Annotated in this window: 21 protein-coding genes and 1 pseudogene; 8 read left to right on the plus strand and 14 right to left on the minus strand. The window is 44.4% G+C overall.

The window, feature by feature from the left end:
• Positions 1–232: 232 nt before the first annotated feature.
• Positions 233–2891: pseudogene (gene alaS / locus JCM15124_RS13735) on the minus strand (alanine--tRNA ligase).
• 95 nt (positions 2892–2986) lie between these two features.
• Between alaS and JCM15124_RS07580 the strand changes: the two are divergent.
• Positions 2987–3325, plus strand: a complete 339-nt coding sequence (locus JCM15124_RS07580) for a MerR family transcriptional regulator (RefSeq protein ID WP_024998937.1) — start codon at positions 2987–2989, stop codon at positions 3323–3325.
• A 367-nt stretch (positions 3326–3692) separates the two neighbouring features.
• On the opposite strand, the gene pgeF is transcribed toward JCM15124_RS07580, so the two are convergent.
• The 4 genes from pgeF to hpt form a co-directional block, all read right to left on the minus strand.
• Positions 3693–4505, minus strand: a complete 813-nt coding sequence (pgeF, locus tag JCM15124_RS07585) for a peptidoglycan editing factor PgeF (RefSeq protein WP_024998938.1) — start codon at positions 4503–4505, stop codon at positions 3693–3695.
• Complete coding sequence (gene obgE / locus JCM15124_RS07590; RefSeq protein WP_024998939.1) at positions 4498–5670, minus strand: GTPase ObgE; 1173 nt, start codon at positions 5668–5670, stop codon at positions 4498–4500. Before obgE ends, pgeF begins: the two co-directional genes overlap by 8 nt.
• A gap of 182 nt (positions 5671–5852) precedes the next feature.
• On the minus strand, positions 5853–6425 hold the full coding sequence (locus JCM15124_RS07595; RefSeq protein WP_024998940.1) for an adenylate kinase: 573 nt from the start codon (positions 6423–6425) through the stop codon (positions 5853–5855).
• On the minus strand, positions 6425–6964 hold the full coding sequence (gene hpt, locus JCM15124_RS07600; RefSeq protein ID WP_024998941.1) for a hypoxanthine phosphoribosyltransferase: 540 nt from the start codon (positions 6962–6964) through the stop codon (positions 6425–6427). The genes JCM15124_RS07595 and hpt overlap by 1 nt, the downstream gene beginning before the upstream one ends.
• A 91-nt stretch (positions 6965–7055) precedes the next feature.
• On the opposite strand from hpt, the gene JCM15124_RS07605 reads away from it, so the two are divergent.
• On the plus strand, positions 7056–8573 hold the full coding sequence (locus JCM15124_RS07605) for a bifunctional ADP-dependent NAD(P)H-hydrate dehydratase/NAD(P)H-hydrate epimerase (protein ID WP_024998942.1): 1518 nt from the start codon (positions 7056–7058) through the stop codon (positions 8571–8573).
• A gap of 34 nt (positions 8574–8607) precedes the next feature.
• On the opposite strand, the gene JCM15124_RS16595 is transcribed toward JCM15124_RS07605, so the two are convergent.
• The gene (locus JCM15124_RS16595; protein ID WP_084608959.1) at positions 8608–8826 is read right to left on the minus strand and encodes a hypothetical protein; all 219 of its coding nucleotides are present in this window, start codon (positions 8824–8826) and stop codon (positions 8608–8610) included.
• Positions 8827–9247: 421 nt separating this feature from the next.
• Between JCM15124_RS16595 and JCM15124_RS07610 the strand changes: the two genes are divergently transcribed.
• The 4 genes from JCM15124_RS07610 (at position 9248) to JCM15124_RS07625 (ending at position 13554) form a co-directional block, all read left to right on the plus strand.
• Positions 9248–10261, plus strand: coding sequence for a class II fructose-bisphosphate aldolase (locus JCM15124_RS07610; protein ID WP_024998943.1), 1014 nt, complete (start codon positions 9248–9250; stop codon positions 10259–10261).
• 207 nt (positions 10262–10468) lie between these two features.
• Positions 10469–11365, plus strand: a complete 897-nt coding sequence (locus JCM15124_RS13740) for a sialate O-acetylesterase (protein WP_232220126.1) — start codon at positions 10469–10471, stop codon at positions 11363–11365.
• A gap of 21 nt (positions 11366–11386) precedes the next feature.
• On the plus strand, positions 11387–11746 hold the full coding sequence (locus JCM15124_RS07620; RefSeq protein WP_024998944.1) for a DUF1304 domain-containing protein: 360 nt from the start codon (positions 11387–11389) through the stop codon (positions 11744–11746).
• 59 nt (positions 11747–11805) lie between these two features.
• Complete coding sequence (locus tag JCM15124_RS07625; protein WP_024998945.1) at positions 11806–13554, plus strand: GH25 family lysozyme; 1749 nt, start codon at positions 11806–11808, stop codon at positions 13552–13554.
• A gap of 313 nt (positions 13555–13867) precedes the next feature.
• On the opposite strand, the gene JCM15124_RS07630 is transcribed toward JCM15124_RS07625, so the two are convergent.
• The 5 genes from JCM15124_RS07630 to JCM15124_RS07650 all read right to left on the minus strand — a co-directional run bounded on the left by JCM15124_RS07630 (position 13868) and on the right by JCM15124_RS07650 (position 17959).
• Positions 13868–14410, minus strand: coding sequence for a hypothetical protein (locus tag JCM15124_RS07630; protein WP_024998946.1), 543 nt, complete (start codon positions 14408–14410; stop codon positions 13868–13870).
• Between the two features lie 85 nt (positions 14411–14495).
• Positions 14496–15518, minus strand: a complete 1023-nt coding sequence (recA, locus tag JCM15124_RS07635; protein WP_024998947.1) for a recombinase RecA — start codon at positions 15516–15518, stop codon at positions 14496–14498.
• Between the two features lie 210 nt (positions 15519–15728).
• Positions 15729–16049 (minus strand): TfoX/Sxy family protein, encoded by a 321-nt coding sequence (locus JCM15124_RS07640; RefSeq protein WP_024998948.1) that lies wholly within the window; start codon positions 16047–16049, stop codon positions 15729–15731.
• 37 nt (positions 16050–16086) lie between these two features.
• On the minus strand, positions 16087–17325 hold the full coding sequence (locus tag JCM15124_RS07645; RefSeq protein ID WP_024998949.1) for a saccharopine dehydrogenase family protein: 1239 nt from the start codon (positions 17323–17325) through the stop codon (positions 16087–16089).
• A gap of 13 nt (positions 17326–17338) precedes the next feature.
• The gene (locus tag JCM15124_RS07650) at positions 17339–17959 is read right to left on the minus strand and encodes a DUF6621 family protein (protein ID WP_024998950.1); all 621 of its coding nucleotides are present in this window, start codon (positions 17957–17959) and stop codon (positions 17339–17341) included.
• Positions 17960–18594: 635 nt separating this feature from the next.
• On the opposite strand from JCM15124_RS07650, the gene JCM15124_RS07655 reads away from it, so the two are divergent.
• Positions 18595–19188, plus strand: a complete 594-nt coding sequence (locus JCM15124_RS07655; protein ID WP_024998951.1) for a TetR/AcrR family transcriptional regulator — start codon at positions 18595–18597, stop codon at positions 19186–19188.
• On the plus strand, positions 19185–20213 hold the full coding sequence (locus JCM15124_RS07660) for an Acg family FMN-binding oxidoreductase (protein ID WP_024998952.1): 1029 nt from the start codon (positions 19185–19187) through the stop codon (positions 20211–20213). Before JCM15124_RS07655 ends, JCM15124_RS07660 begins: the two co-directional genes overlap by 4 nt.
• A gap of 452 nt (positions 20214–20665) precedes the next feature.
• Here JCM15124_RS07660 and JCM15124_RS07665 read toward each other — a convergent pair whose 3' ends face one another.
• From JCM15124_RS07665 to JCM15124_RS07675, 3 genes are all read right to left on the minus strand, one after another.
• Positions 20666–21691, minus strand: coding sequence for a porin (locus JCM15124_RS07665; RefSeq protein WP_024998953.1), 1026 nt, complete (start codon positions 21689–21691; stop codon positions 20666–20668).
• A gap of 99 nt (positions 21692–21790) precedes the next feature.
• On the minus strand, positions 21791–22768 hold the full coding sequence (locus JCM15124_RS07670) for a YitT family protein (RefSeq protein WP_024998954.1): 978 nt from the start codon (positions 22766–22768) through the stop codon (positions 21791–21793).
• Positions 22769–23270: 502 nt separating this feature from the next.
• The gene (locus tag JCM15124_RS07675) at positions 23271–24131 is read right to left on the minus strand and encodes an enoyl-ACP reductase FabI (RefSeq protein ID WP_024998955.1); all 861 of its coding nucleotides are present in this window, start codon (positions 24129–24131) and stop codon (positions 23271–23273) included.
• Positions 24132–24495: the final 364 nt, after the last annotated feature.

Here is a 24495-nt window from a genome sequence, read left to right on the forward strand (position 1 = left end):
GTATTGCTTTTATGAGAATAAGCCCGAGGCACTGCCAGTATATGTAGAAAAATCAAGGCAGTTAGAACTATTTGCATAATAAACTTATCCCGAACTGGCGTAGGAATGCAGCCGTGCAAGGTCGTGGCTGTGGTTTTGGTAGATAAAGAAAGGAGGGTATGCAGATGAGATTTTCTGCATACCCTCCTTGTTTTATAATGTATTTTGGCAGCTGTGCCGGGTTGAACCCTTATTACAGGTTTGCCAGTTCAATGGCTTTGTCTACTGCAGCGGTTACACCTTCAACGTCCTTACCGCCTGCTTGTGCGTAGTGGGGTTGCCCTCCACCGCCGCCTTTGATGAGCTTTGCAGCTTCGCGGATAATTCTTCCTGCGTCCATTTCGTGGTCTTTCACCATATCATCGCTCAACATGATAGAGAGCAAAGGTTTGTTTTCGTGGGTTGAACCCAATACGCAGACGAGCTTTTCGGGAAAGGCTTCGCGCACCTTGAATACGATGTCTTTCGCCGAAGCAGGTTGAATAGGCAGCACACCTTTCACCACTGTGATGCCATTTATGGTTTCTGCACGTTCCACCAAGCGGTTTGTAAAGCGGCTAACGTTTTGTTGGCGGAAGCTTTCCATTTCCTTTTTCATTGCGTCGTGCTCTTGAATGTATTTTTTTACAACATCTCTCAAGTCTTTCGCATTGTTGAACATCGCCTTTAAATTGCGTATGGTGTCTTCAAGAGTATAGATTGCTTCTTCGCAATTCTTCCCCGTGAGAGCCTCTACGCGGCGAATGCCTGCAGCAACACTACTTTCGCTGATTATCTTGAAGAAGCCGATGCGCCCCGTAGAAGTAGCGTGGATACCGCCGCAGAACTCGCACGAAGGACCAAAGCTGATGACACGCACCTTGTCGCCATACTTTTCGCCGAACAAAGCCACTGCACCCATCTTCTTTGCTTCCTCCAATGGCGTGTCGCGATACTCTCCACGAGGCAAGTCCTGACGTATCATGTCGTTCACAATGCGTTCTACCTGTCGCAATTCTTCGTCGGTTACTTTCTGGAAGTGCGAGAAATCGAAACGCAAAGTGTCTGCACTGACATACGAACTTTTGTTCGCAGTGCTCGCCCAACACTTGTTTCAGTGCATAATCCAACAAGTGGGTTGCCGTATGGTTGGCTGCCGAAGCATCGCGCTTGTCGGTATCGACGCAAGCCATGAAGTCTGCCTCAACGTTCTTGGGCAGTTGCTTCACGATATGTATGCTTTGATTGTTCTCGCGCTTAGTATCAACGATGTCGATGGTTTCTTCTTCGTTCACCAAAACGCCTTGGTCGCCAACTTGTCCGCCCATTTCGCCGTAAAAAGGCGTGTGGTCTAACACCAACTCAAAGAAAGTATTCTTCTTCTGTGTTACCTTTCTGTAACGCAGAATGCGGCATCCGTATTCGGTATAGTCGTAGCCGACGAACTCTTGTTCGCCCTCTTTCAGCACCACCCAGTCGCCGTTTTCAACAACGGCAGCATTGCGGGCACGTGCCTTTTGCAGTGCCATTTCCTCCTCGAACTGTTTTTCATCGACGCTGAAGCCGTGTTCACGGCAAATCAGTTCGGTGAGGTCGAGTGGGAAGCCGTAGGTATCGAACAGGCGGAATGCCTCTTTGCCGTTGAGTTCGGTCTTTCCTTGCGCCTTCATTTCGTCCATTGCGTTGGTTAAAAGGTTGATACCCTTCTCCAAAGTGCGCAGGAACGAGTCTTCTTCTTCCTTGATAACACGCGCAATAAGTTCGCGTTGAGCCGGCAATTCAGGGTAGGCATCGCCCATTTCGCGGATAAACGTGTTGAGCAACTTATAGATAAACGCCTCCTTTTGGTCTAAGAAGGTGTAGGCATAACGCACGGCACGGCGCAAGATACGGCGGATAACATAACCCGCTTTCGCATTGCCGGGCAACTGACTGTCGGCGATTGAGAATGCAACGGCACGCATGTGGTCGGCTACAACGCGCATGGCAATGTCTATTTTCTCTTGTTCGTTCTTTGCTTCTCCGTTTTTTCCCGATGGAGTAGTAAAGCCGTACTTCTTTCCGCTCAAACGTTCTATTTCCTTAATAACAGGTTGGAAGATGTCGGTATCGTAGTTCGAGTTCTTTCCTTGCAGCATGCGTACAAGGCGTTCGAAGCCCATACCCGTATCGATAACGTTCATTGCCAAAGGTTCGAGCGAGCCGTCTGACTTGCGTTGGAACTGCATAAAGACGATGTTCCATATTTCAATAACCTGCGGATTGTCTTTGTTTACAAGTTCACGGCCGGGTATTTGCGCCTTTTCTTCATCGCTACGAGAGTCTATATGTATCTCCGAGCAAGGTCCGCAGGGCCCTGTTTCGCCCATTTCCCAGAAGTTGTCGTGCTTGTTTCCGTCGATAATGTGGTCTGCCGGCAAATGTTTGCTCCAGTATTGTGCAGCTTCGTCGTCGCGTGGGATACCCTCTGAAGGGCTGCCTTCAAACACGGTAACATACAAATCGGCAGGGTTCAGCTTCAAAACATCAACCAAATATTCCCACGCATAGTCGATGGCACTTTCCTTAAAGTAGTCGCCAAAGCTCCAGTTGCCAAGCATTTCGAACATCGTATGGTGGTAAGTGTCGTGTCCAACCTCTTCTAAGTCGTTGTGCTTGCCACTCACGCGCAGGCATTTCTGCGAGTCGGCACGGCGTCGTGGTTCCGGTTCTTTCGTGCCAAGAATTATGTCTTTCCACTGGTTCATACCAGCGTTGGTGAACATCAGCGTAGGGTCGTCCTTTATAACCATAGGTGCGGACGGTACGATGACGTGTCCTTTCGACTCGAAAAAGTTCTTGAACGAGTCGCGGATTTCATTTGCTGTCATCATTTTCATACTCTTAATTTTATAAAATTCATTCAAAAGTGTTGCAAAGATACTGACTTTTCACTATTTTTGCAAGTGAATTGTAAATTGATTGAACTATGGCAGATAATTCACGCAAACTATATTATTCCATAAAAGAGGTGGCACAGATGATGGACGTATCGGAAAGTTTGCTCCGTTATTGGGAAACAGAGTTCCCACATCTTCGTCCGAAGACCACCGGTAATCGTGTTCGCCAATATACCGACAAGGATATTGAGCAGATAAAGATTATCTACAATCTTGTGAAAGTGCGTGGATTTAAGATTGCCGCAGCAAGAAAGATGTTGCAAGAGAACCGCAGCGGTGCCGATAAGAGCCAAAAAGTGCTTGAAGCACTGATGTCGGTACGCGACCAACTCAAAGATTTAAAAACTCAGTTGGGTGGTTTGGTGTAAGCCATGTGTGCCTATACCTTATATATTATATAATAGAACTTGTCGGCAAAACCATTAAAAAAAACGTTACAAAAGACGTTATTATCGCAACGTTCGTAAGTAATTGATAATTAATAACTACGCTTTTGTCTCTCAAAACCTGTTGTTTTGCGTTCCAAAAGCGGCTGTTTTGCTTTCCAAAACCTATGCTTTTACCGCACCAAACCGTAGGTTTTGGAAAGCAAAAGAAAAGCAGAGATTTTTCTGTAATGTTTTTTTAAGTAGTTCCGAGAGCAAGTATGATAGAGAAATGTCTGCCCGGAGGAAGATGATTTTATATTTGTGGCAAATCCTATAGATCAGAACAAAGAGGGTGAGAAAACCCTAATTACTTCAACATAATGCCGTTATAGATGCGTCCGGAGTCGATGCCAAGCTTGCGTGCAGAGAAGTAATCGGTCGTGCTATCGTAGGTACAAATGCCTTCGTCTATAATGTTTTCAGGCAAAACGCCCATTGTTTCCATATCCATACGGTTGGCAAGTTTAAGGTCTAAGTGCCATTTCAAAGGCTGTTCGCCCTCTTTTGGCTGCATGGCACGATAGCGTTTGGCAATTTGTTCCATATCGAAATGGGCATTGGCAAAGTGTTCGTAAACTTCGTCGCCCACTTCAAAGTTCTCCAATGATATACCGGGACCAATTACAGCCTTAAGTTTTTGTGGGTCGGTGTGGAAGACTGTGCCCATCTCCTTAATGGTTTTCAACACAATATGCTTCGCTGTGCCACGCCAACCGGCGTGTACGGCAGCGGCAGCATGGTGCTCGGTGTCGTAAAGAAGCACGGGAATGCAGTCGGCGGTAGACACTCCGATGCACACATTCGGCTCGTTTGTCATTACCGCATCGACGCCTTCAATGATTTGATGGCGAATGTTTTCGGGCAAGTTGAAGTATTCACCGGCTATCAAACGCGAGTTGTCGCTGTGTATTTGGTGCGGAACGATGAGCCTGCTAACCGCTATTCCCAAGCTGTTGGCTAAGGCTTTTCGGTTTTCTTCTATGTTTTCGGGCACGTCATTGCAATAGCGATTGATGTTGAATGCGGCGTAATTGCCTTTGCTAACACCGCCGTGGCGGGTGGAAGAGAACGCTACAACGTTGTCGGAAAGTGCGTAATAATGCAGTTCGGGCTTAGTCATCGATGTATTCAAAGTCCTCAAGTTCGTCTATTCCATCGAAGTTTTCCTCGTCGTAAAGCTCTGCGTCTTCCACATCAGCACCCTCTTCGTGCATCTCTGCCTCGAAGCGAGCCATGTCTTTATCGCGATGCACAAGCGTGTCTTCAGCTACAATGTCGTTCAACTTGTTGCTTTCCGAGTTGAGTTCCTTCCACAGCAAGTCTTTCAGTTCGTCAATTCCGCTGCCGACCACTGCTGAAATAAACACCACAGGCAGGTCGGTGGGCAGTGTTTCCTTTAGCATTTCTATCAGTTCATCGTCTAATAAGTCGCTCTTTGTAACAGCCAATACTCTGTGTTTGCTGAGCATTTCGGGGTTGAATTGGCGGAGTTCGTTGAGCAAAATCTCGTATTCCTTCTTTATATCGTCGGTATCTCCGGGCACCATAAACAATAAAAGCGAGTTGCGTTCTATATGTCGGAGGAAGCGCAACCCCAGTCCTTTGCCTTCGCTTGCTCCTTCGATGATACCCGGAATATCTGCCATGACGAAGCTTTGGTGGTCGCGATAGCTCACAATGCCCAACGATGGCTCCATTGTAGTGAAGGGATAGTTAGCGATTTTGGGCTTTGCGCTCGACAACGACGACAGTAATGTAGACTTGCCGGCGTTGGGAAAGCCTACCAAACCTACGTCAGCCAAGAGCTTAAGTTCGAGAATGATGGTCATTTCCTGCAACGGTTCGCCCGGTTGTGCATAGCGTGGAGCTTGGTTGGTGGCAGTACGGAACTGGAAATTGCCCAATCCGCCACGACCGCCTTTCAGCAATACCACTTCCTGACCGTCGTACGAGATGTCGCAAACAAACTTTCCTGTCTCGGCATTGTAGACCACTGTGCCGCACGGAACATCGATATAAACGTCCTTACCGTCGCTTCCGTGGCACTTGTCGCGCCCTCCGTTGCCTCCGTGTTCGGCGAAAATGTGGCGTTGATAGCGCAGGTGGAGCAGTGTCCAGTAGTTGTGGTTGCCACGCAGAATAATGCTTCCGCCCTTTCCGCCGTCTCCTCCATCAGGTCCGCCGTTAGGATTATACTTCACGTGGCGCAAGTGCATAGAACCCTTACCGCCCTTTCCGGAACGGCAATATATCTTAACGTAGTCTACAAAGTTTGTTTCTGCCATAGCTTGATGGGGAGTTTAAATAATGAATGGGTGGAGTTTTACCAATGAATAATCATAAAAAAGCCAATAAGTGGCGCAGTTTTATTGAATAAAAAAGAAGTTTTATGGAACAAAAAAGATGATAGGCAGCGGGTAAAAGTATGCGTATGGCGATACTTCCCGTTGCCTATCACCTTTTTATATTATAGTGCGTCGATAACAGTTTCGATGCGACCGAAGATGTCGTCGATAGTTCCAAGACCTTCAACGTGGTGGTGAATGCCCTCTTTTTCGTACCAATCGATGAGCGGAGAGGTCTGTGTGTGGTACACATTCAGACGCTTCTTGATAGTTTCTTCGTTGTCGTCGGAACGTCCGCTTTGCTCTCCGCGGAGCAGCAGACGCTTCATAAGCTCGTCTTCCGGCACAAAAAGCTCTATCATGGCTGCAATCTTGTGTCCACGTTCTGCAAGCATAGCCTTCAAAGCATCAGCTTGTGGGATTGTACGGGGGAAGCCGTCGAAGATAACACCTTTGTGTTCCTTGCCGAAACTGTCGTAGACGCCGGCAAGAATGTCAATCATGAGTTCGTCAGGGATAAGCTGACCATTGTCGATATAGCCTTTGGCGGTTTTGCCAAGTTCTGTACCGTTCTTGATTTCGGCACGCAATACATCGCCCGTAGAGATGTGTCCGAAGCCGTACTTCTCAATCATTTTGTCGCTCTGTGTGCCTTTTCCTGCACCGGGAGCACCGAAAATTACGATATTTTTCATTATTCTTGTACTAAAGTATATATGTCTCTTAGATTTCGTCCTTGCTGATCGTAGTCCAAACCGTAGCCCACAATGAAGTCGTTAGGTATTTCCATTGCAGCATATTCTATATTTAAAGCCGCTTCCAACTTGCCCGGTTTCAGCAGCAACGTACTGATATGGATATGTGCAGGGTTCTTCTTGCGCAGTGTTTCGAGCATGCGTTCCATAGTTCTGCCCGTATCTACGATGTCTTCTACGATTACTACTTCGCGTCCGGAAATATCTTCGTTCAAGCCAATAATTTCGGTAATCTTTCCCGACGACTCAGTTCCTGCATAAGAAGCAACCTTTACAAAGCTTATTTCGCAAGGTATATCAATAAACTTCATCAAGTCTGCAGCATACATGAACGACCCGTTGAGGACTGCAAGAAATAAGGGAGTCTTGCCTGCCATGTCCTTGTTCAGCCTTTCAGCGACACGTTCCACCTTCTCAAGAATTACTGCTTCCGGGATTGAAGTCTCGAATGTTTTATCTTTAATTGTTATGCGACTCATTGTGCAAAATCGGTTATTTTGCGCAAAATTACGAAAATTAAACCAAACAAACTCATAGGATTAGCATTTATTTTGTAAATTTGCCACTATTATGAAGATATTTACAAGTGCTCAGATACACGAGCTTGACCAATACACGATAGAACATGAACCCATAAGATCGATAGATTTGATGGAGCGGGCAGCCAAAGCACTGACCCATGCCATTATGGAAGAATGGAGCAACAATACTCCCATAGTGGTCTTTGCAGGGGCCGGAAACAATGGTGGCGATGCCTTGGCAGTGGCACGTTTGCTCTTTGCCGAAGGCTATCAGGTAAAGGTGGTGTTGTTTAATATCTCCAACCGTTTGTCAGAGAACTGTGCTTTGAACAAAAGCAGGCTGATAGATACAAAGCATTTCAAGGATTTCACGGAAGTAAACGTGTCGTTCGACCCACCCGAACTTACTGCCGAAACCTTGGTAATAGACGGTTTGTTCGGCATCGGACTGAACAAACCTCTTGCAGGAGGCTTTGCTTCGCTTGTGAAATACATCAATCAAAGTCCGTCGAAAGTGGTCAGTATCGACGTGCCTTCGGGGCTTTTGGCAGAAGATAACTCGCGTAATGTGCGTGCAAACATTATCCAAGCCGACCTGACGCTGACGTTACACCAGAAGAAACTTTCGTTCCTGCTTGGCGAATCGCAACAGTTCCTTGGGCGTGTAAAGGTGCTCGACATACGATTGAGTAGGGAATTTATCAGCAAAACAGGCGCACAATACGCCATTTTAGAGGAAAACGAAGTGCGGGCAAAGTTGCTTAAGCGCGACGATTTCGTCCATAAAGGCACTATGGGCAATGCTTTGCTCATAGCAGGAAGCTACGGAATGGCAGGTGCGGCAGTGCTTGCAACGCGTGCGTGTTTGCGTTCGGGTGCAGGAAAGGTAACCGTGCACACACCAAAAAAGAACTACGACATTATGCAGACTGCTGTTCCGGAAGCCGTAATGCAGATAGACCACGAGGAAACTTACTTCTCGGAAGCCGTAAACGTAGAAGACTTCGACGCATTGGGCATCGGTCCGGGCTTGGGGCAGCAGGAAAACACAGCCATTGCTATGATTTCGCAAATCCGCAGAGCACAGTGCCCCGTCGTTGCCGATGCCGATGCACTGAATATGTTGGCTTCTCATCGTGCGTGGCTGCAGCAGTTGCCGAAGAATATCATCATGACGCCGCACGCAGCAGAGTTCGACCGACTGAACGGAACGCCTTCCACAGGCGACTACGAACGCTTGGAGCAAGCGCAAGCCTTGGCGCAAAGCCTCACCGCATATATACTGTTGAAAGGGCACAACAGTGCACTTTGCTTGCCAAATGGCAATATTCTCTTCAATCCTACGGGCAATAGCGGTATGGCAACAGCGGGTAGTGGAGACGTGCTCACAGGTATCATAACGGCTTTGTTGGCTCGTGGCTACAACCATGCAGATGCTTGTGCCGTCGGAATGTACCTGCACGGCTTGGCGGGCGACCTTGCTGCAAACGATTTAGGTAAGGAAAGCCTTATCGCCGGCGACATTATCGACTATCTGCCGAAAGCCTTTAAGCGTCTTAGCGAGTAGCATTTGCCTTGCCATATTTTTACTTCGGTAGAAGCTAAGTTGGGGAATGATTTCCCCATTTTTTTGTTTGCGAAAGATGCAGAAACCACCTTGACTTTGTAAAGATAATTCTAACGCAAGATGATAATTTCGTTTTTGCGTTGCGAAAGCGTAGGTTTTGCATCGTAAAACCTACGCTTTTACCGTGTAAAACAGCCGCTTTCGCAATGCAAAACAATAGGTTTTGCAACGCGTTTGATAATAAAATGGTTATACGTTTTATATCTTTGCGATAAATATTTACACTTTTATAGCCTTTTTTTCGCTTATATAATAAGGTGTGTTGGAGGACCGGAGCAGGCTCTAAAAGGTTTGTCTAATCTCCAAAAAGGAAATTTCTTTTATTCCGTCAGAATGTATTTGCGTTTGTAGAAAGGAATAAGATGAAACTTCAACGAGCAGTAAATGTATAATGGAAATCCCTTGTAAGAATAAGTATTGCAAGGGATTTACTGTGTGTAGAACTTTCTATTGGTTTTTTGCGATAATTCTTCGCTTAAATCAAGAAATACGTATAATTTAACAATCATACCGATTTATCTTCTCATAAGGTTTGGTGTTCACAAAATAAAAGGTTATATTTGCAGATAATTAGTTAGTATTCAGTATTCACATTTTAAATACATAGTAATATTATGGCAGTAAATTATAAAGACTTAGGTCTCGTAAACACACGCGAGATGTTTAAGAGAGCCATCGACGGAGGGTGGGCAGTACCGGCATTTAACTTTAATAATTTGGAACAACTCCAAGCAATTGTTACAGCTTGTGTGCAAACAAAGTCGCCTGTAATCATTCAGGTTTCAAAGGGAGCGCGCAATTATGCCAACCAGACATTGCTTCGTTACTTGGCAGAAGGTGCTGTTGAATATGTAAAAGAGTTAGGCTGCAAGCACCCTGAAATTGTGCTGCACCTCGACCACGGCGACAGCTTCGAGCTATGTAAGAGCTGTGTAGACTTCGGTTTCTCATCAGTAATGATTGACGGTTCTGCACTTCCTTATGAGGAAAATATAGCTTTGACAAAGCAGGTTGTAGACTATGCACACCGGTTCGATGTAACAGTAGAAGGCGAACTCGGCGTTTTGGCAGGCGTTGAAGACGACGTTGTTGCTGAAGAGTCGCACTACACACGTCCGGAAGAAGTGGTAGACTTTGCCAAGCGCACAGGTTGCGACTCGTTGGCAATCTCTATTGGCACTTCGCACGGTGCTTACAAGTTTAAGCCGGAGCAGTGTACACGTGACCCAAAGACCGGCCGCTTGGTTCCTCCTCCATTGGCATTCGATGTGTTGGAAGCAGTAGAGAAAGAACTTCCGGGCTTCCCAATCGTGCTTCACGGCTCGTCTTCAGTGCCGCAAAAGTATGTTGATATGATTAATAAGTACGGTGGCGCATTGCCAAACGCAGTGGGCATTCCTGAAGAACAGCTCCGCAAGGCTACCAAGAGTGCCGTATGTAAGATTAATATCGACTCTGACTCTCGTCTTGCATTCACCGCAGGTGTTCGCGAAACATTGGCATTGCACCCTGAATACTTCGACCCACGCCAGTATTGCGGCAAGGCTCGCGAGTATATGACCGAACTCTATGCTGAAAAGATTAAGGACGTTCTTGGTTCAGACAACAAGTTGGCTAACCTCGATTAATCCTTGGCAGTAATCAATACAAACGGCGGAAGCCCCTTGAAGAGGTTTCCGCCTTTCTTTTCCACTTAATTAGAGAAAACTAAAAACACCTTAAATAAAACAGAAAATGAGAAGGATTATCGTTTCACTGGTCTTGTTTATAATGGGCATTTCAATGAATGCGCAAGACAAAACTATTGGATTTATCTTGCTATCGGGCAAGAAGATATGCTCGGCAAAGCCGATACGGGAACAAATACTGATGGTTTCTTGCTCGATTCGTTCAGCAAAGCAATAAGCGAAGTTGCGAAAGGAAAGCGCGTAGGTTTCGTTACCGTAACGTTGCCGGTAAGCCCTATCATTGCTTTCGATAAGCAAAACTATCGCAGCTACGTATCGAAAGTAACCGACGAAAACAACAGGAAGGCTTTGGAAAAGTACGATAACAACCCTTACGGCAGCCTTATCAGCATGGCACGCAGTGCCCAAAGCAAGGGCGTCGTGAAAGGAATATTGCTCCAACAAGACGGTATCGACAACTATAACGAAGCGTGGCTGAAGCGTGTGAGGAGGCTTTATTATGATATACTTGCCGATTTGTCGCTCGATTCTACAAAAGTTCCGTTGCTGATAGGCGAAGTAGGCCATGCCGAATATGGCGGAAAGTACGCTGCTGCCAACGAAACCTATGGCAAAATGCACGGTGCTTTGCAATATTCGTTTGTTGTTTCGTCGGCAAATTGCCCATTGGCAGACAACAAAATCTATTATTCTAAAGAGGGATTTGAAGGTCTTGGGCGCAAATTTGCTATCAAAGCCTTGCAAGGAATAGGCTTCGAACTTCCCGAAGTTCGCAGAACGACCTCGATAACGAAGCAGACCATCGACCGCAAAACGCTGAAAGTAGGCGTGCAGATAAGCGATAAAGGAATGCTGACAGCTACTTCCAACGAACCCATCGTGAAGATTTCGGTGCAGAATGCAGCAGGAAAGAATATTAAGGACATTACGATTGCCGAACCGACAAAAGAGTATAACTTGGACTTGAATGCGTTCCCGCAAGAAGAAATCACCGTTATTTTCCATACAACAGAAGGCGAACAGTCGTTCACGATTAATAACTAACTTCATAAAATCAGCGAAAAGATGCACATCGTAACCATCGTTTCAGCAACATTCGTGGCGTTGGAGTTTCTTTATATCATGTATCTTGAAACTTTTGCGACCACATCTAAACGGACATCAGAGGTGTTTGGCTTGACCAAAGAGGAACTTAGCCAACCTTCGCTCGCCCGTCTTTTCCAAAATCAAGGCGTTTACAATGGGCTTATTGGGTTGTTGCTGTTGGCTGCACTCTATGTTTTTCCCGACCGCCGGTGTGTTGTTTTTCTCCTTATCTATTGTGTTGGGGTAGCTGCATACGGTGGATATAGTGCAGGGTGGCGCATCTTTTTAAAGCAAGGAACACTCCCATTGCTGTCGCTCGTCAGCTGTTTCTTATTTTAAAATGTAGACAGTAGCTCCATAAAAAGATATTTCAACCAATACGAAAAAGCAAATTGAGAATGGCTCGTTGGCATCTTAGTAAACGACAATATTGCATCGGTGGAGCTACTTTTGCCCTTTTCTTGCTTATCTTCGTTGTCTATCGGCTTCTTCCGCCTTCGCAAAAAGACATTGAAGATTGTGCCGTGGTGGTGGAGCAGCAAGCCTATTACCAATTGGAGGTGAACGGAAAGCCCACCGTTTACTTTACCGATTATAAAGACTCGAAACTCGTTGGCGGTGTTATACAGAAAGAATTAATCCGTACACGCAAAGTTCGCACACGTGGCTATTGGGTAAATGCCTTTCCAATCTGGCCCAGTTGCTTCGGACGCATCGTAACAAAGTGGGGGAATAAGCCCTCAACAATCTTGAGTCTCAACAGCAATGCCTTGCACAAGCTGTTAGCCGACAAGCTGAAAACTGCCGACGACGAGCTGGCAGGCTTGCAAACGCAGCACAACGAGCTAACTTATTATATGCGTGTGCACAACGTAAGCGACTACGGATATAACAAGGTGGCTGACTATCACCGACATCTTGAGCGGCAACGCGACTCGCTCCGAACGGTCATTGGCGTGCTGGTGAGCATTCCAACCGATGCCCAACTGCGTATAAAACAAATCAATAGCTACACTGTGTTGCGCGATGGTTCGGCGAAAACGACCGCTTGCAAACGCATTGCCATATACAAAGACAGCGGAAACCTGCTGTTGCAGACGCATAACAAGTTCACACCCATTGGCACAATTGCCGTAATGGGTGCTGAAAGGGCACAGGCAGAGTTGGCAAAGGTATCGCAGCGCACGGAAGTAGCACTGAACAAGCCGTTTCAAAAGGGTGTTCCCGATTCGTTGGGCTACTATGTAGGCGAAATGAAACAAGGAAAACCGAATGGCTACGGGCAGCATTTTGGCAACAATGGCAGCTTCTACGACGGTCATTGGGACGACGGAAAGCCCAACGGTTTCGGCTTCTACATTGCGCCACACGAATATTTACAGGTGGGAGAGTGGAAAGATGGCGTGTTTAAAGGCGAACGAATCAGCCACCACCACGAGCGTATTTATGGCATAGACATATCCAAACACCAGCACGAGAAGAAGAAAGAGAAGTTCGCCATTGATTGGGAGAAACTCCGTATCATAGGTTTGGGAAAGATAAGTGCAAAGAAGATACGCGGAAAGGTGGATTATCCCATTGCGTTTGTATATATAAAGTCTACCGAAGGTTGCACGGTGCTGAATCCATACTACAAGGACGACTATGCACAGGCACGCAAACACGGCATCAGGGTGGGGACATACCATTTCTTTTCCACCACTTCGGCAGGCATAGAGCAGGCTCGCTACTTCCTGAAGAATAGCCTTTTCAGCAAAGGCGACCTACCCGCAGTGCTCGATGTCGAACCTTCCGACGAGCAGATTGAGAAGATGGGCGGTGCCGAAGTGCTATTCAAGCACGTTCGCAATTGGCTTGTTGCAGTTCATCGTGCCACGGGTGTGCGCCCTATTCTTTACATCAGCCAGATGTTTACAAAGAAATACTTGCCGTTGGCTGTTGATTTGCAAGGCGAATACTTTGTGTGGATAGCCCGTTATGGCGAATACAAGCCCGAATTGAAGCTGACTTACTGGCAGCTGAGTCCCGATGGAAAGGTCAGCGGCATACACGGCGATGTTGATATAAATGTCTTTAACGGCTATAAAAACCAGTACGAGGACTTCTTGCGCAAGTATTGTATAAAAAAGAATATTGCTGTTCGCTGACGTTTGAAATGCAGCAACGTATGTTGTTGAAAGCACAGGAAAAGTAGGAGAATGGTGCAAAAAATCTGCGTAAGAACATCTATCGTGTAACGTCTTTATTATCGACGCTTTGTAAAACCAGTTGTTTTGCACGGTAAAAGCGTAGGTTTTGCGAGCCGAAAGCGGCTGTTTTGCAACGCAAAACCTACGCTATTGAAAAGTCAGAGCGCAGTTATCACTTTTTAATAGAATTGTTTCAAGAAGAATAGAACAAAACTACATCGTTGGCTTGCTGCATATTTCAGCCGGTATGATTGTAGTTTTGGTTCTTTTGTTACATAGCCGTCATATGGTAGCCTAACCGCTTCAACTCTATGGCTACACCGAAATTATAAAGCTGATGGAGTGCTTCAACAAACGCACGATAAGATTCTTTGGTGCTTGGCTCGATGTTTAAACGGCGCAACCGGCTGTAAGTTCGTGCGGCACATTCGCCCACAAGACGCTCCAAGGCATTGGCTTCGTCGGCATTTAGCAGCAAAACCTTTTCGCGGATATAGTCGTCGGTATGGTCGAAATCGGTTTGGTCGCGCAGGTAGGCATACAGGTTTTCTACCTTGCTGTATAGTTCCCAATCCTCGTCCCAGTATTTTGCAACTGCCATTCCGACGTACATTATCCACCCAAGTGCAACTGTTGGATAGTTGGGAAACTCGCGTATGGCGTCAGGCATATAGGCTTCGGCTATTTTCTGCCATAGTTCGTCCAAGTCGGGAGCTTCGGGCAACCGCTCGTCTACCTCGTTGTGTGATAGCAAATACCGATAAAGGTCGTCTTTGAAGATGGTTTCAAAGTTGGTGGTTGTGTCTTTTTGCATTGTCTTTTCTTCTTTTCTGAACAGAAAGCAGGGCGAAGTAAGCCCACTTTTCAGCAGCTTTCTTCGCCCTGTTTCGATGTTGCCATTATGCGTTTTGCTTTGCGGTAATGGCTTGTTGTATCAGTGCTGTAATCTCTTCTACAAGTTCCGGATTGTCTTTCAGCATGGTCTTGGTGGCATCACGCCCTTGTGCGAGCTTTGTTCCGCCATAGCTGAACCAGCTTCCGCTCTTCTGAATGATGTTGTATTCTACCCCCAAGTCGAGTATTTCGCCTACTTTAGAGATGCCTTCGCCGAAGAGAATGTCGAATTCAACCTTGCGGAAAGGAGGCGCAACCTTGTTTTTCACAACCTTAACACGAACTTGGTTGCCGATAACATTGTCGCCGTCCTTGATGGAAGTAACGCGACGAATGTCCAAACGCACAGAACTGTAGAACTTCAAAGCGTTACCACCTGTGGTTGTTTCGGGGTTTCCGAACATCACACCAATCTTTTCGCGCAACTGATTGATGAAGATACAGCAGGTGTTTGTCTTGCTGATGGTAGATGTCAGCTTGCGCAGAGCCTGACTCATAAGGCGCGCCTGCAAGCCAACGTTAGAATCTCCCATATCGCCTTCTATTTCTTTCTTAGGTGTAAGCGCAGCCACAGAGTCTACAACGAGAATGTCGATGGCTGAAGAACGAATAAGTTGGTCGGCTATTTCCAACGCTTGTTCGCCGTTGTCGGGTTGCGAAATCCACAAGTTATCTACGTCTACGCCTAACTTTTGTGCATAGAAACGGTCGAAAGCGTGCTCCGCATCGATGAATGCAGCGATGCCACCGGCCTTCTGTGCTTCGGCAATGGCGTGGATGGCGAGGGTTGTTTTACCCGAGCTTTCGGGTCCATAAATCTCTATAATGCGTCCACGGGGATAGCCACCTACGCCTAAAGCAACATCAAGACCTATGCTGCCGCTGGGTATTACTTCCACGTTTTCTATCTGCTCGTCGCCCATACGCATGATAGAACCTTTACCAAAGTCTTTTTCTATCTTCGACATCGCTGCTTGCAGAGCCTTCAGTTTGCCTTCAGCAGCGTTTTGTATTTCTTCTTTTGCCATATAATAATTAATCTATTTTATATTGTATTTTAAACTCTTTATCAGTGAACGTTGCGCTCTATTGCAGGTTTGATGTCGATACTGAGGTATCTTTGCCTGCTTATATGGAGTGCTTAAATGCCCAAAAGTTTCACTTTCGGGCTTTTTATTCGCTGATATGCATTTAAAAGTTTATGTATGTTCATTCTTTGTTGCGCAATTCTTTGCTGCTCACTCTTTCTTCTTTCGCTTTTTAGGATAAGGCAACACCTCTGCCAAAATAGCAACAACCTTTATAGCATGGTCTGCTTTTGAAACGTCAAGTATGTAGTGTTCTTTTGCTCCTTCGTATGGAAAACCTTTTTCAGCTTCTACCATTAAAGCCTCAATAGCCTTGTGTTGCTTCACGAAAGCTATATTGTCGCAAGCTATGATGACAGGTTTCTCGTTGGCGTATATCATGTATTCGCCAAACATTTTGCGGTATCTGATGTTTCCAACAGGTTCTATCTGCTTGCAAACGAACTCGATGAAATCTAAAGAACACGCCATATCGTTCTACTTTTCAGCCTTTCTGATGTTCCTAATTCTACAATTCCAAGTCGCCACCGAACACTTCGTGCCAAGGCAAACCTTGCTTGTTGAGTTGTTCCATGAATGGGTCCGGGTCGAAATCTTCCAAGTTCCACACGCCCGGTTTACGCCAAATACCTTTGAAGAACATCATTGCGCCAATCATTGCAGGCACACCTGTTGTATAGCTGACGCCTTGCATGCCTGTTTCTTCGTATGCTTCTTGGTGCTTACAGTTGTTGTAAACGTAGTAAGTCTGCTCTTTTCCGTCCTTGATACCGCGAATACGGCAGCCGATTGAAGTCTCTCCGTCGTAGTTTTCGCCCAAGTCTTGCGGATTGGGCAATACGGCTTTGAGGAACTGAAGCGGCACAATCTTCACCTTTGCAGTCTTTCCAGAACCGTCAGCCAATGGTGCTTCGTACTCAATTTCGTCGATACGGCTCATTCCAAGGTTCTGTATGCAATCCAAATAAGTAAGGTATTGCTGTCCGAAAGTCATCCAAAAGCGTGCACGCTTAATGGTTGGGAAGTTCTTAACGAGCGATTCCAACTCTTCATGGTGCATTAAGTAAGAGTCGCGAGGACCGATATTGGGGTATGTTAAGTCCTGATGCACCTTCAACGGTTCCGTTTCTATCCATTCACCATTTTCGTAATACAATCCCTTTTGGGTGATTTCGCGAATGTTTATTTCAGGATTGAAGTTTGTTGCAAACGCTTTGTGGTGGTTGCCTGCGTTGCAATCCACGATGTCGAGGTAGTGAATTTCGTCGAAATGGTGCTTTGCTGCGTAGGCAGTGAATACCTGCGAAACACCCGGGTCGAACCCGCAGCCAAGGATAGCAGTGAGTCCTGCCTTCTCAAATTTATCTTTGTAAGCCCATTGCCAGCTGTATTCGAAGTGTGCTTCGTCCTTTGGCTCGTAGTTAGCCGTATCCAAATAGTTGCAACCGCACGCCAAACACGCCTCCATAATGGTGAGGTCTTGGTATGGCAACGCAAGGTTTACCACCAGTTCCGGCTTGAACGAATTGAAAAGTGCCTTTAATTGCTCTACGTCGTCAGCATCTACCTGTGCTGTTTTAATATCGGCTTTGTAGCCTTTGTCGTGAATTGCTTTCACCAACTCGTCGCATTTTTCTTTACGGCGGCTTGCTATCATGAACTCAGTAAACACTTCCTGATTTTGAACAATCTTAAAAGCGGCTACCGTGGCAACGCCACCTGCGCCAATCATAAGTACTTTTCCCATATTCTTATTTCCTTTATTCTATGTTTTTATCTATTTCTTCCGAAGTTATGCCCATGGCATTCATAAGCGAATAGCCCAATATTTGTTGCTTGAAGTTGCCTCCTTCCATTGGCATCATGGCAAACATTGTGATGTGTTTCTGCTCGTCGTCCACATCTTTCAGCGTGTTGCGGATAACACTGTAAATGTTGCTGTCTTCTGCATTCGGCACTATCATGATACGGCGAACTTCGTCGTGGCTCAACGTAATGCGCAGTACGTCGAGCAATACATCGTCTTTCTCCGTCAGTGCACTGCCCGTAGCAATGGTATTGATAATGAATTCGCCCAACCGCTCATCGGTAAATGCCTGCTTGTCAAGCTCTTTTTGAAAGTCGGAAGGTACGAAGTTCTCTAATTTGGCTTTGTTCTTATCGTGCAATACCACCACTTGGGTTTCGTGGTTGCCCGGTTTCAACCGTCCGTCAAGCGCAATATTCACTATCCATTGACTGAAGTCGGCTGCCGAAATCTTCCTGTTGAGCATTCGCTCGAAGTTCACAATGAGGTTAAACGCCACGCTATCGATGTAGTCGCCATCGACAATGATGATGTTTTCGCTCATTTTTATGTTCTGTGAATTTTGTGTATTCATTGCTACAAAGTTACATTAAAAGGTGTGAATGCCCAAAATATTTCACTACTTTTTTGCTTATTACGAGCCTTATGGGTATTTGGCGGAAATTCGATACTGAGCAAATCTCTTTTTATTGTTTCGGTCTGATTTCAGCAAAAATACGTTCTGTTTTGTAAAGAAAAAGACTATTGGAAAGCGGTATCTGTGTTTTGACGTTGCGAAAGCGTAGGTTTTGCGATGCAAAAGAGCCGCTTTTACCGTGCAAAAGCTACGCTTTTGGAACGCGAAACAATAGCTTTTGCAATGCGTTGATGGATAAGGAATTAAGCTGTAGTTACACTTGCGAAAAATATTTACGTCTTTATAGTCTTCTTTTCGTTTATAAATAATATGAGTTCGGTGTAAGTATTTGAGGACAAAGATACTTCACTTCTTTCTGATTATAAACATATTAAGTCGTAACCGGTTCTTTCTTTAAGTATCTTAATAAGAATATACCGGCGTAATTCTTATACTGAACTCAAGTTAAAGTCCCTTTTATATTAGTTAAACTATGTAAAAAGATAGGATAAAATCATCTATTTTGATGAATGTTACCGATGAGTAACCTATCTTTGCGGTTACTTGTTGGTAACATTAAGTAATTATTCAAGATGAAGAATAGAGAACTAACAGAAGAAAAGATAGTTGATGCTGTTGAATGTATCATTGAAAATCAAGGTTTTGAAAAGCTTGGTATTAATGCGATTGCTTCTGAGGCCGGTGTGTCTAAGATGCTTATTTATAGGTATTTTGGTGGCTTAGATGAGCTATTAACCCATTATTTGATGCAAAAAGATTATTGGGCAAATACTGACACAACTATCTTGAAGCGAGCCAATGTTGGGGAAAATATCAAGAATATGTTTCGTGAACAAATCAAACAGATGCGTAATGATATTATATTAAAGCGACTTTGCAGATGGGAACTCACTGCAGATAACGATAATATTCGCACGCTTCGAGATAAAAGAGAACGGAATGGTTGTGATTTAATCCAAATGGTTGCTCGTTTAACAGGGTGTTCTAATGCAGAAGTAGCTTCTCTTGCTGCTATTCTTTCAGCCTCAATCAGTTATCTTGTATTGATGGAAGAGCAGACTTCTACGTATAATGGCATAGATTTGCAAAGCGAAGAAGGGTGGAAACAGATAATGGACGGTATAGGATTGATGATTGATTTATGGATGAAGAGTATTGAGAAATGAAGAAATTAATTATAGTATTAATTGTTTTTATGGAAACTATGAGTAACGTATTAGCACAAAATAGTGATTATCAGTTTATGATAGAGTATGCAACAAAGGCTCCTTCCGGTCATAACACACAGCCGTGGTTGTTTAAGATAGAGGAGTCCGGGATTGATATTTATCCCAATTTTGCAAAGGCTTTGCCTGCGGTTGATGCTGATAATCGCGAACTATTTGTTAGTCTTGGCTGTGCTACAGAAAATCTTTGCATTGCAGCCAAGCAGAAAGGGTATAAGAGTGAAGTAGAGATTGCTGATGATGGGGTTATTCGGGTAACGCTTTCTAAAGACAGGAATGAGAATATTGACTCTCTTTTGTTTTCTCAAATCGCTGTAAGACAGACCAATCGGAGTGTTTATAATGGTAAGATGATACCGGATGACAGTATTGCCGTATTACAGAAATTGAGTGTGGAACCGGCTATCGGCATACATTTTTATAAGAAAGGTACGGCTGAATATAACGCCATTGCAGAGATGGTTTATGCCGGTAATAGCCTGCAGATGAACGACAAGCGGTTCAAAGCAGAGCTTCAGCAGTGGATGCGTTATAACAGGAAGCACCAAAACACGACGCGAGATGGATTAAGTTATGCGGTGTTTGGGGCTCCGAACGTTCCGTTTTTCATAGCTAAGTTTGTAATGTCTAAAGCCATTAATGAGAAAACACAGAATAAAAGCGATAGAAAAAAGATAGCTTCATCTTCTCATTTTGTTCTGTTTACCACAAAGGATAATACCATTGAGCAATGGATTAATTTAGGCAGGACGTTAGAGCGTGTACTTCTTCGTGCTACCAAAATGGGAATAGCCAACGCCTATTTAAATCAGCCTAACGAAGAAAGGAGTATATCTGTAGAACTTGCTAATGAACTTGGAATAGCAACAGAACACCCTACAATATTGCTGCGTATCGGTTATGGGAAGAAAATGCCATCTTCATTAAGGCGAGATATTTCAACTTGTATATTGCCAAATGTATAGTTGGAATGGTTGGATATTTTGATATTCTTCTTTAACGGATAAGCAAATCTCTTTTTATTGTTTCGGTCTGATTTCAGCAAAACTACGCTCTGTTTTGTAAAGAAAAAGACTATTGGAAAGCGGTAACTGTGTTTTGACGTTGCGAAAGCGTATGTTTTGCAATGCTTTGATAATGAGATGGTTGTGCAAAGGCTACTCTTATGAAAAATATTTATACTTTTATGGCGTTATTTCCGACCATAGCAGAAGACTTCGGAGAGGAGTAGGGAAGGAGAGAAAGTGTTTTTTCTGTTTGGAAAGGCTTGTGTTGTACGGTTGTTGCCACCGAAGTACTGCCGGCTTTTTATCGGCAGTGAATGAACGCAAAAAAGCGAACCGACGCTCACTGCAAGCATCGGTTCGCTTCTGTTTCGTATGAGTCCGTTCGGCTCAACTGCAATTACAAAGGTATATTAAAGCACTTTGCCACGCCAAGTTACACCTATGTTAAGCTCCGACATCTTGTCTTGAACCACACCGGCGGGGTTGGCGTTCTTGCCAAATGAGTAGCTGTAATAGCCGTGTATTCTGATATTCTTCTCCTTCAAAGGGTAGTATTCCACACCGCCACCAACGCGGGTAAGTTCTGTTCCGTCTTGAACGGCAACGTCAGCCTCGGTTCCTGCGTGGTTCACTTCGTAGCTTGCCTTTGCAAAAACGTTCAGTTTCTCGGTGGGTTGGTAAGATACTTGTCCGATAACCGAACAGTCTTTGCCGATGAAACCTTGTCCTGAAGCGGCACGGTTCCAATAGTCTAACTCAACTTGAACATTATCGCCAAGGTGGAATTTGTTGCCCAACGAAATGTAGTTGATGAACTTATGAGGGGCATATTCCAGCATATTTGCCGACCAATAGGTTTCCCAAAAACCGTGGCGACCGTTCCACAGTACGTTGTAAGCATACATTTCTGCTGCTTTTCCGGCTTTGTTTTCATAGCCTTTTTGGTACGGGCTTTGGCAAATCTGTGCCGAGAAGGCATCGTTTCCGCTATTGGTTGTGAACTCGCCCACTACTCCCCATTGGTAGCAAGGGAAGTTGTAGCAAAACTCTGATAGGAAATAGCAGTCGATAGGAGCCGGCAACAGCTCGTAGCCTGCCACCATTACAATGTATTTACCTGCAATAACGGCTACATTCTTATTGGGTTTATACTTCAAATACAGCCAGTCGGTAGAGTTGAAGAAGTTGTAATCCTTGTTGATACCGTTCAGACGGTTGCGAAAAGCATACGAGAATTTTGGCGAAATGTCGCCTTTCAAGATGATGTTTACTACATTTCCCCTGAATCCGCTTTCCTCTTTAATCTTCCTGCCATCAATGTTTGTGCGTTGATAGTCGGCTCTTGCCTCGAACTGCAAGCTAACGGGCTTGGTTTCTTGCGCCATTACGGTTGTCGAACTCAATAGTAATAATGCGATAATACTTTTAATTTTCATGATAGATAATCAATAAACTTAGTATCAATGTGCTTTTATACATCGTAAAGAGGCGGCATATTTGTTATGCCGTCTCTTTATTTCTGTTTTAGTATATACCTATTTAATCCTTTTTTCCGGTTTTTTCTTGTTCCACAAGCCACGCACTTCGCTGACGGTGTCGGTGGTGCAGAACGAATCGATTTCTTCCTTGGCAAGGAACGCCATAAAGTTTGATAACTCCTCGTTGGTTAAGATAATTTCGAGCTGTACGTTCTTCTGATGGCTGAAACCGCCAACTACTTCGTGCATGGTAATACCGCGACGGAGCGTGTTGATAACGTAATCTTGAATGCGTTCATAGTCTTTTGAAATAACAAAGACGCGGTTCTTCATGTTCATACCCAACATAAAGTGGTTCAAGATGAGGCCGTTCATCCATGTACCGATAAGACCTATGATAACGAGGTAAGGAGGATTGATGGCAAAAGCAGTACAGCAGATAGCACCACCTGCAAACGTTACCGATGTGCCAAGGCTGACGCCGGTGTACTTATTGATAATCTTTGCAAGAATATCAAGCCCACCCGTAGAAGCGTTGATGCTGAAAAGAATACTTTGCGAAGCACTTAAAATAAGCACGAAACAAAGCAAGTCGAACCATGGATTTGTAACTATACCACCTCCGGCAATATGTTGTGTGAACATAGATTCCGACATTGGGAAGATTGTTCCAAGGAAGTCAATCATCGGACCGAGTATAAGTGCGGTGTAAACGGTCTTTGCACCAAACTCGTTTCCTATCAGAATGAACGACAATATTAACAAGATAGCGTTGATAATGAATATTACATTACCAACCGAAATGAATGGTAAAAGCTGGGAGATTACCAGCGAAAGACCGGTAATAGAACCAACAATGAGTTTACTTGGGATAAGGAAGAAGTAGACACCGAGGGCTGCAACGAACATACCAAGGGTCATAATAACCAGTTCTACCCAAAACTTTCTTGTCTTTAACAATTCTCCTACTTTGGCAAGACCTTGATTAATGCCTTCAGGTGAGAATGGTTTGACTTTCTTAGAATCTTGATTCATAATTAAATTCGATTTAAGTTAGATTGTTTTTTATACTTTTTTGTTTTCTCTGTTTGTATGCATGCGCCTTTTAGTTCTTTTTTTATGGTTATTAAGATAAGGCTGCTTAAATGCGGTACAAAATTACATCAATTAAATGATATAACAAGTATTTAATACTCAAAAAGTGCTTTTTACCTTGTAATTTTTTTGTTTGCTCTTCGTTTTTTGCCAATAATGAGGGCAAAAACATTCGGTTACACTTCTATTTACACCTTATTTATTAAGAGAACAGCAAAAAGATGACGTACTTTTAATTTATAAGTTCCGCTTTGCAGAATGCGCAAATAAAAGCAAGCAATCAGGCGAAAAGATGTTGAAAATATACTTTTCAATACGTAATGGGGACGTGAAAGTTATAATTTGTAAGCAATAATGTTGTTGTATTATAAGATAAAACAATACAGGACGACACATATTGTGCCGCCCTGTATTTATAATGGTGTGTTTTGAGAAACGGAAATTATCCGTAAATGATTTTTCCGTTCTCGTCTTTATATTCGTCGTCGATGCCCTTTTCATAGGTAGACATAGCGCGAAGGCTCATGCCGATGTTAGAGAAACCGCCGTCGTGATAGAGGTTTTGCATGGTAACCTTCTTTGTTAAGTCGGAGAACATAACGATGCAATAGTCGGCACATTCGGCAGCAGAAGCGTTACCGAGTGGCGACATACGGTTGGCGAAGTCGTACAACTTGTCCATACCCTTCACGCCCTGACCGGCAGTGGTCATCGTTGGCGATTGCGAGATGGTGTTGATACGCACGTTCTTTTCGCGACCGTAGATATAACCGAAGCTGCGCGCAATGCTTTCCAAGAGTGCTTTGGCATCAGCCATATCGTTGTAGCCGAAGAATGTACGCTGCGCAGCAATGTACGACAAAGCCAATATAGAGCCGTACTCGTTGATAGCATCGAGCTTTTTCGCACTTTGAATCATTTTGTGGAACGACATTGCCGAAATATCGAGCGTTGTGCCAAGCATGTTATAGTCCAAGTCGTCGTATGTACGATGCTTGCGAACGTTTGGCGACATACCGATAGAGTGCAATACAAAGTCAATCTTTCCACCTAAAACTTCCATCGAACGCTTAAAAACATTCTCTAAATCCTCTACACTTGTTGCATCTGCTGCAATTACTTCACAATTCAATTTCTCAGCCAATGCGCTCACTGTGCCCATTCTCACGGCTACCGGAGTGTTTGAAAGTGTTATCGTTGCTCCTTCCTCTACTGCTCTTTCTGCAACTTTCCATGCAATTGACTGCTCGTTTAATGCACCGAAAATGATGCCCCTTTTACCTTTTAATAAGTTGTTACTCATATTATTATCCTTCTAAATTGGGTTCAAAGGTACTAAAAAATGTTGGAAAATTAACTTGTTTGATTGTTAAATAGGGTTTTCTTGAATCTTATTGCCAATACAAAGCTGTTCTTTGGCTTGCCATAATGATGGGAAACAAAGGCAGCGATTATAACAGAAAAGACTTATGAAGCGGAAGAAATGATATTGCGTTTCCTTTTGTTTGCGAAGCGCAGCCAAATTATTTACGTGTAAATAAATATTTTTCTACACGTAAATAATAATTTCCATACACGTAAATAAATATTTCTTTACGTGTAAATAATTTCTTCGGCAAGCGTTTTCTCTGCAATATAACGGCTCTGCGTCAAAGGAATAAGGTATT

Source organism: Prevotella falsenii DSM 22864 = JCM 15124 (assembly GCF_000613945.1).
GTDB lineage: Bacteria > Bacteroidota > Bacteroidia > Bacteroidales > Bacteroidaceae > Prevotella > Prevotella falsenii.

What these genes read in the sequence shown, in the direction of transcription:
- JCM15124_RS07610 (WP_024998943.1), top strand. Translation starts at nt 9,248, where the DNA reads ATGGCAGTAAATTATAAAGACTTAGGTCTCGTAAACACACGCGAGATG.
- JCM15124_RS07640 (WP_024998948.1), bottom strand. Translation starts at nt 16,049, where the DNA reads ATGGCGTGTTCTTTAGATTTCATCGAGTTCGTTTGCAAGCAGATAGAA.
- JCM15124_RS07625 (WP_024998945.1), top strand. Translation starts at nt 11,806, where the DNA reads ATGGCTCGTTGGCATCTTAGTAAACGACAATATTGCATCGGTGGAGCT.
- JCM15124_RS07630 (WP_024998946.1), bottom strand. Translation starts at nt 14,410, where the DNA reads ATGCAAAAAGACACAACCACCAACTTTGAAACCATCTTCAAAGACGAC.
- recA (WP_024998947.1), bottom strand. Translation starts at nt 15,518, where the DNA reads ATGGCAAAAGAAGAAATACAAAACGCTGCTGAAGGCAAACTGAAGGCT.
- JCM15124_RS07675 (WP_024998955.1), bottom strand. Translation starts at nt 24,131, where the DNA reads ATGAGTAACAACTTATTAAAAGGTAAAAGGGGCATCATTTTCGGTGCA.
- JCM15124_RS07595 (WP_024998940.1), bottom strand. Translation starts at nt 6,425, where the DNA reads ATGAAAAATATCGTAATTTTCGGTGCTCCCGGTGCAGGAAAAGGCACA.
- obgE (WP_024998939.1), bottom strand. Translation starts at nt 5,670, where the DNA reads ATGGCAGAAACAAACTTTGTAGACTACGTTAAGATATATTGCCGTTCC.
- JCM15124_RS07650 (WP_024998950.1), bottom strand. Translation starts at nt 17,959, where the DNA reads ATGAATACACAAAATTCACAGAACATAAAAATGAGCGAAAACATCATC.
- JCM15124_RS07645 (WP_024998949.1), bottom strand. Translation starts at nt 17,325, where the DNA reads ATGGGAAAAGTACTTATGATTGGCGCAGGTGGCGTTGCCACGGTAGCC.
- JCM15124_RS07655 (WP_024998951.1), top strand. Translation starts at nt 18,595, where the DNA reads ATGAAGAATAGAGAACTAACAGAAGAAAAGATAGTTGATGCTGTTGAA.
- JCM15124_RS07620 (WP_024998944.1), top strand. Translation starts at nt 11,387, where the DNA reads ATGCACATCGTAACCATCGTTTCAGCAACATTCGTGGCGTTGGAGTTT.
- pgeF (WP_024998938.1), bottom strand. Translation starts at nt 4,505, where the DNA reads ATGACTAAGCCCGAACTGCATTATTACGCACTTTCCGACAACGTTGTA.
- JCM15124_RS07665 (WP_024998953.1), bottom strand. Translation starts at nt 21,691, where the DNA reads ATGAAAATTAAAAGTATTATCGCATTATTACTATTGAGTTCGACAACC.
- JCM15124_RS13740 (WP_232220126.1), top strand. Translation starts at nt 10,469, where the DNA reads ATGCTCGGCAAAGCCGATACGGGAACAAATACTGATGGTTTCTTGCTC.
- JCM15124_RS07670 (WP_024998954.1), bottom strand. Translation starts at nt 22,768, where the DNA reads ATGAATCAAGATTCTAAGAAAGTCAAACCATTCTCACCTGAAGGCATT.
- JCM15124_RS07605 (WP_024998942.1), top strand. Translation starts at nt 7,056, where the DNA reads ATGAAGATATTTACAAGTGCTCAGATACACGAGCTTGACCAATACACG.
- JCM15124_RS07580 (WP_024998937.1), top strand. Translation starts at nt 2,987, where the DNA reads ATGGCAGATAATTCACGCAAACTATATTATTCCATAAAAGAGGTGGCA.
- hpt (WP_024998941.1), bottom strand. Translation starts at nt 6,964, where the DNA reads ATGAGTCGCATAACAATTAAAGATAAAACATTCGAGACTTCAATCCCG.
- JCM15124_RS07660 (WP_024998952.1), top strand. Translation starts at nt 19,185, where the DNA reads ATGAAGAAATTAATTATAGTATTAATTGTTTTTATGGAAACTATGAGT.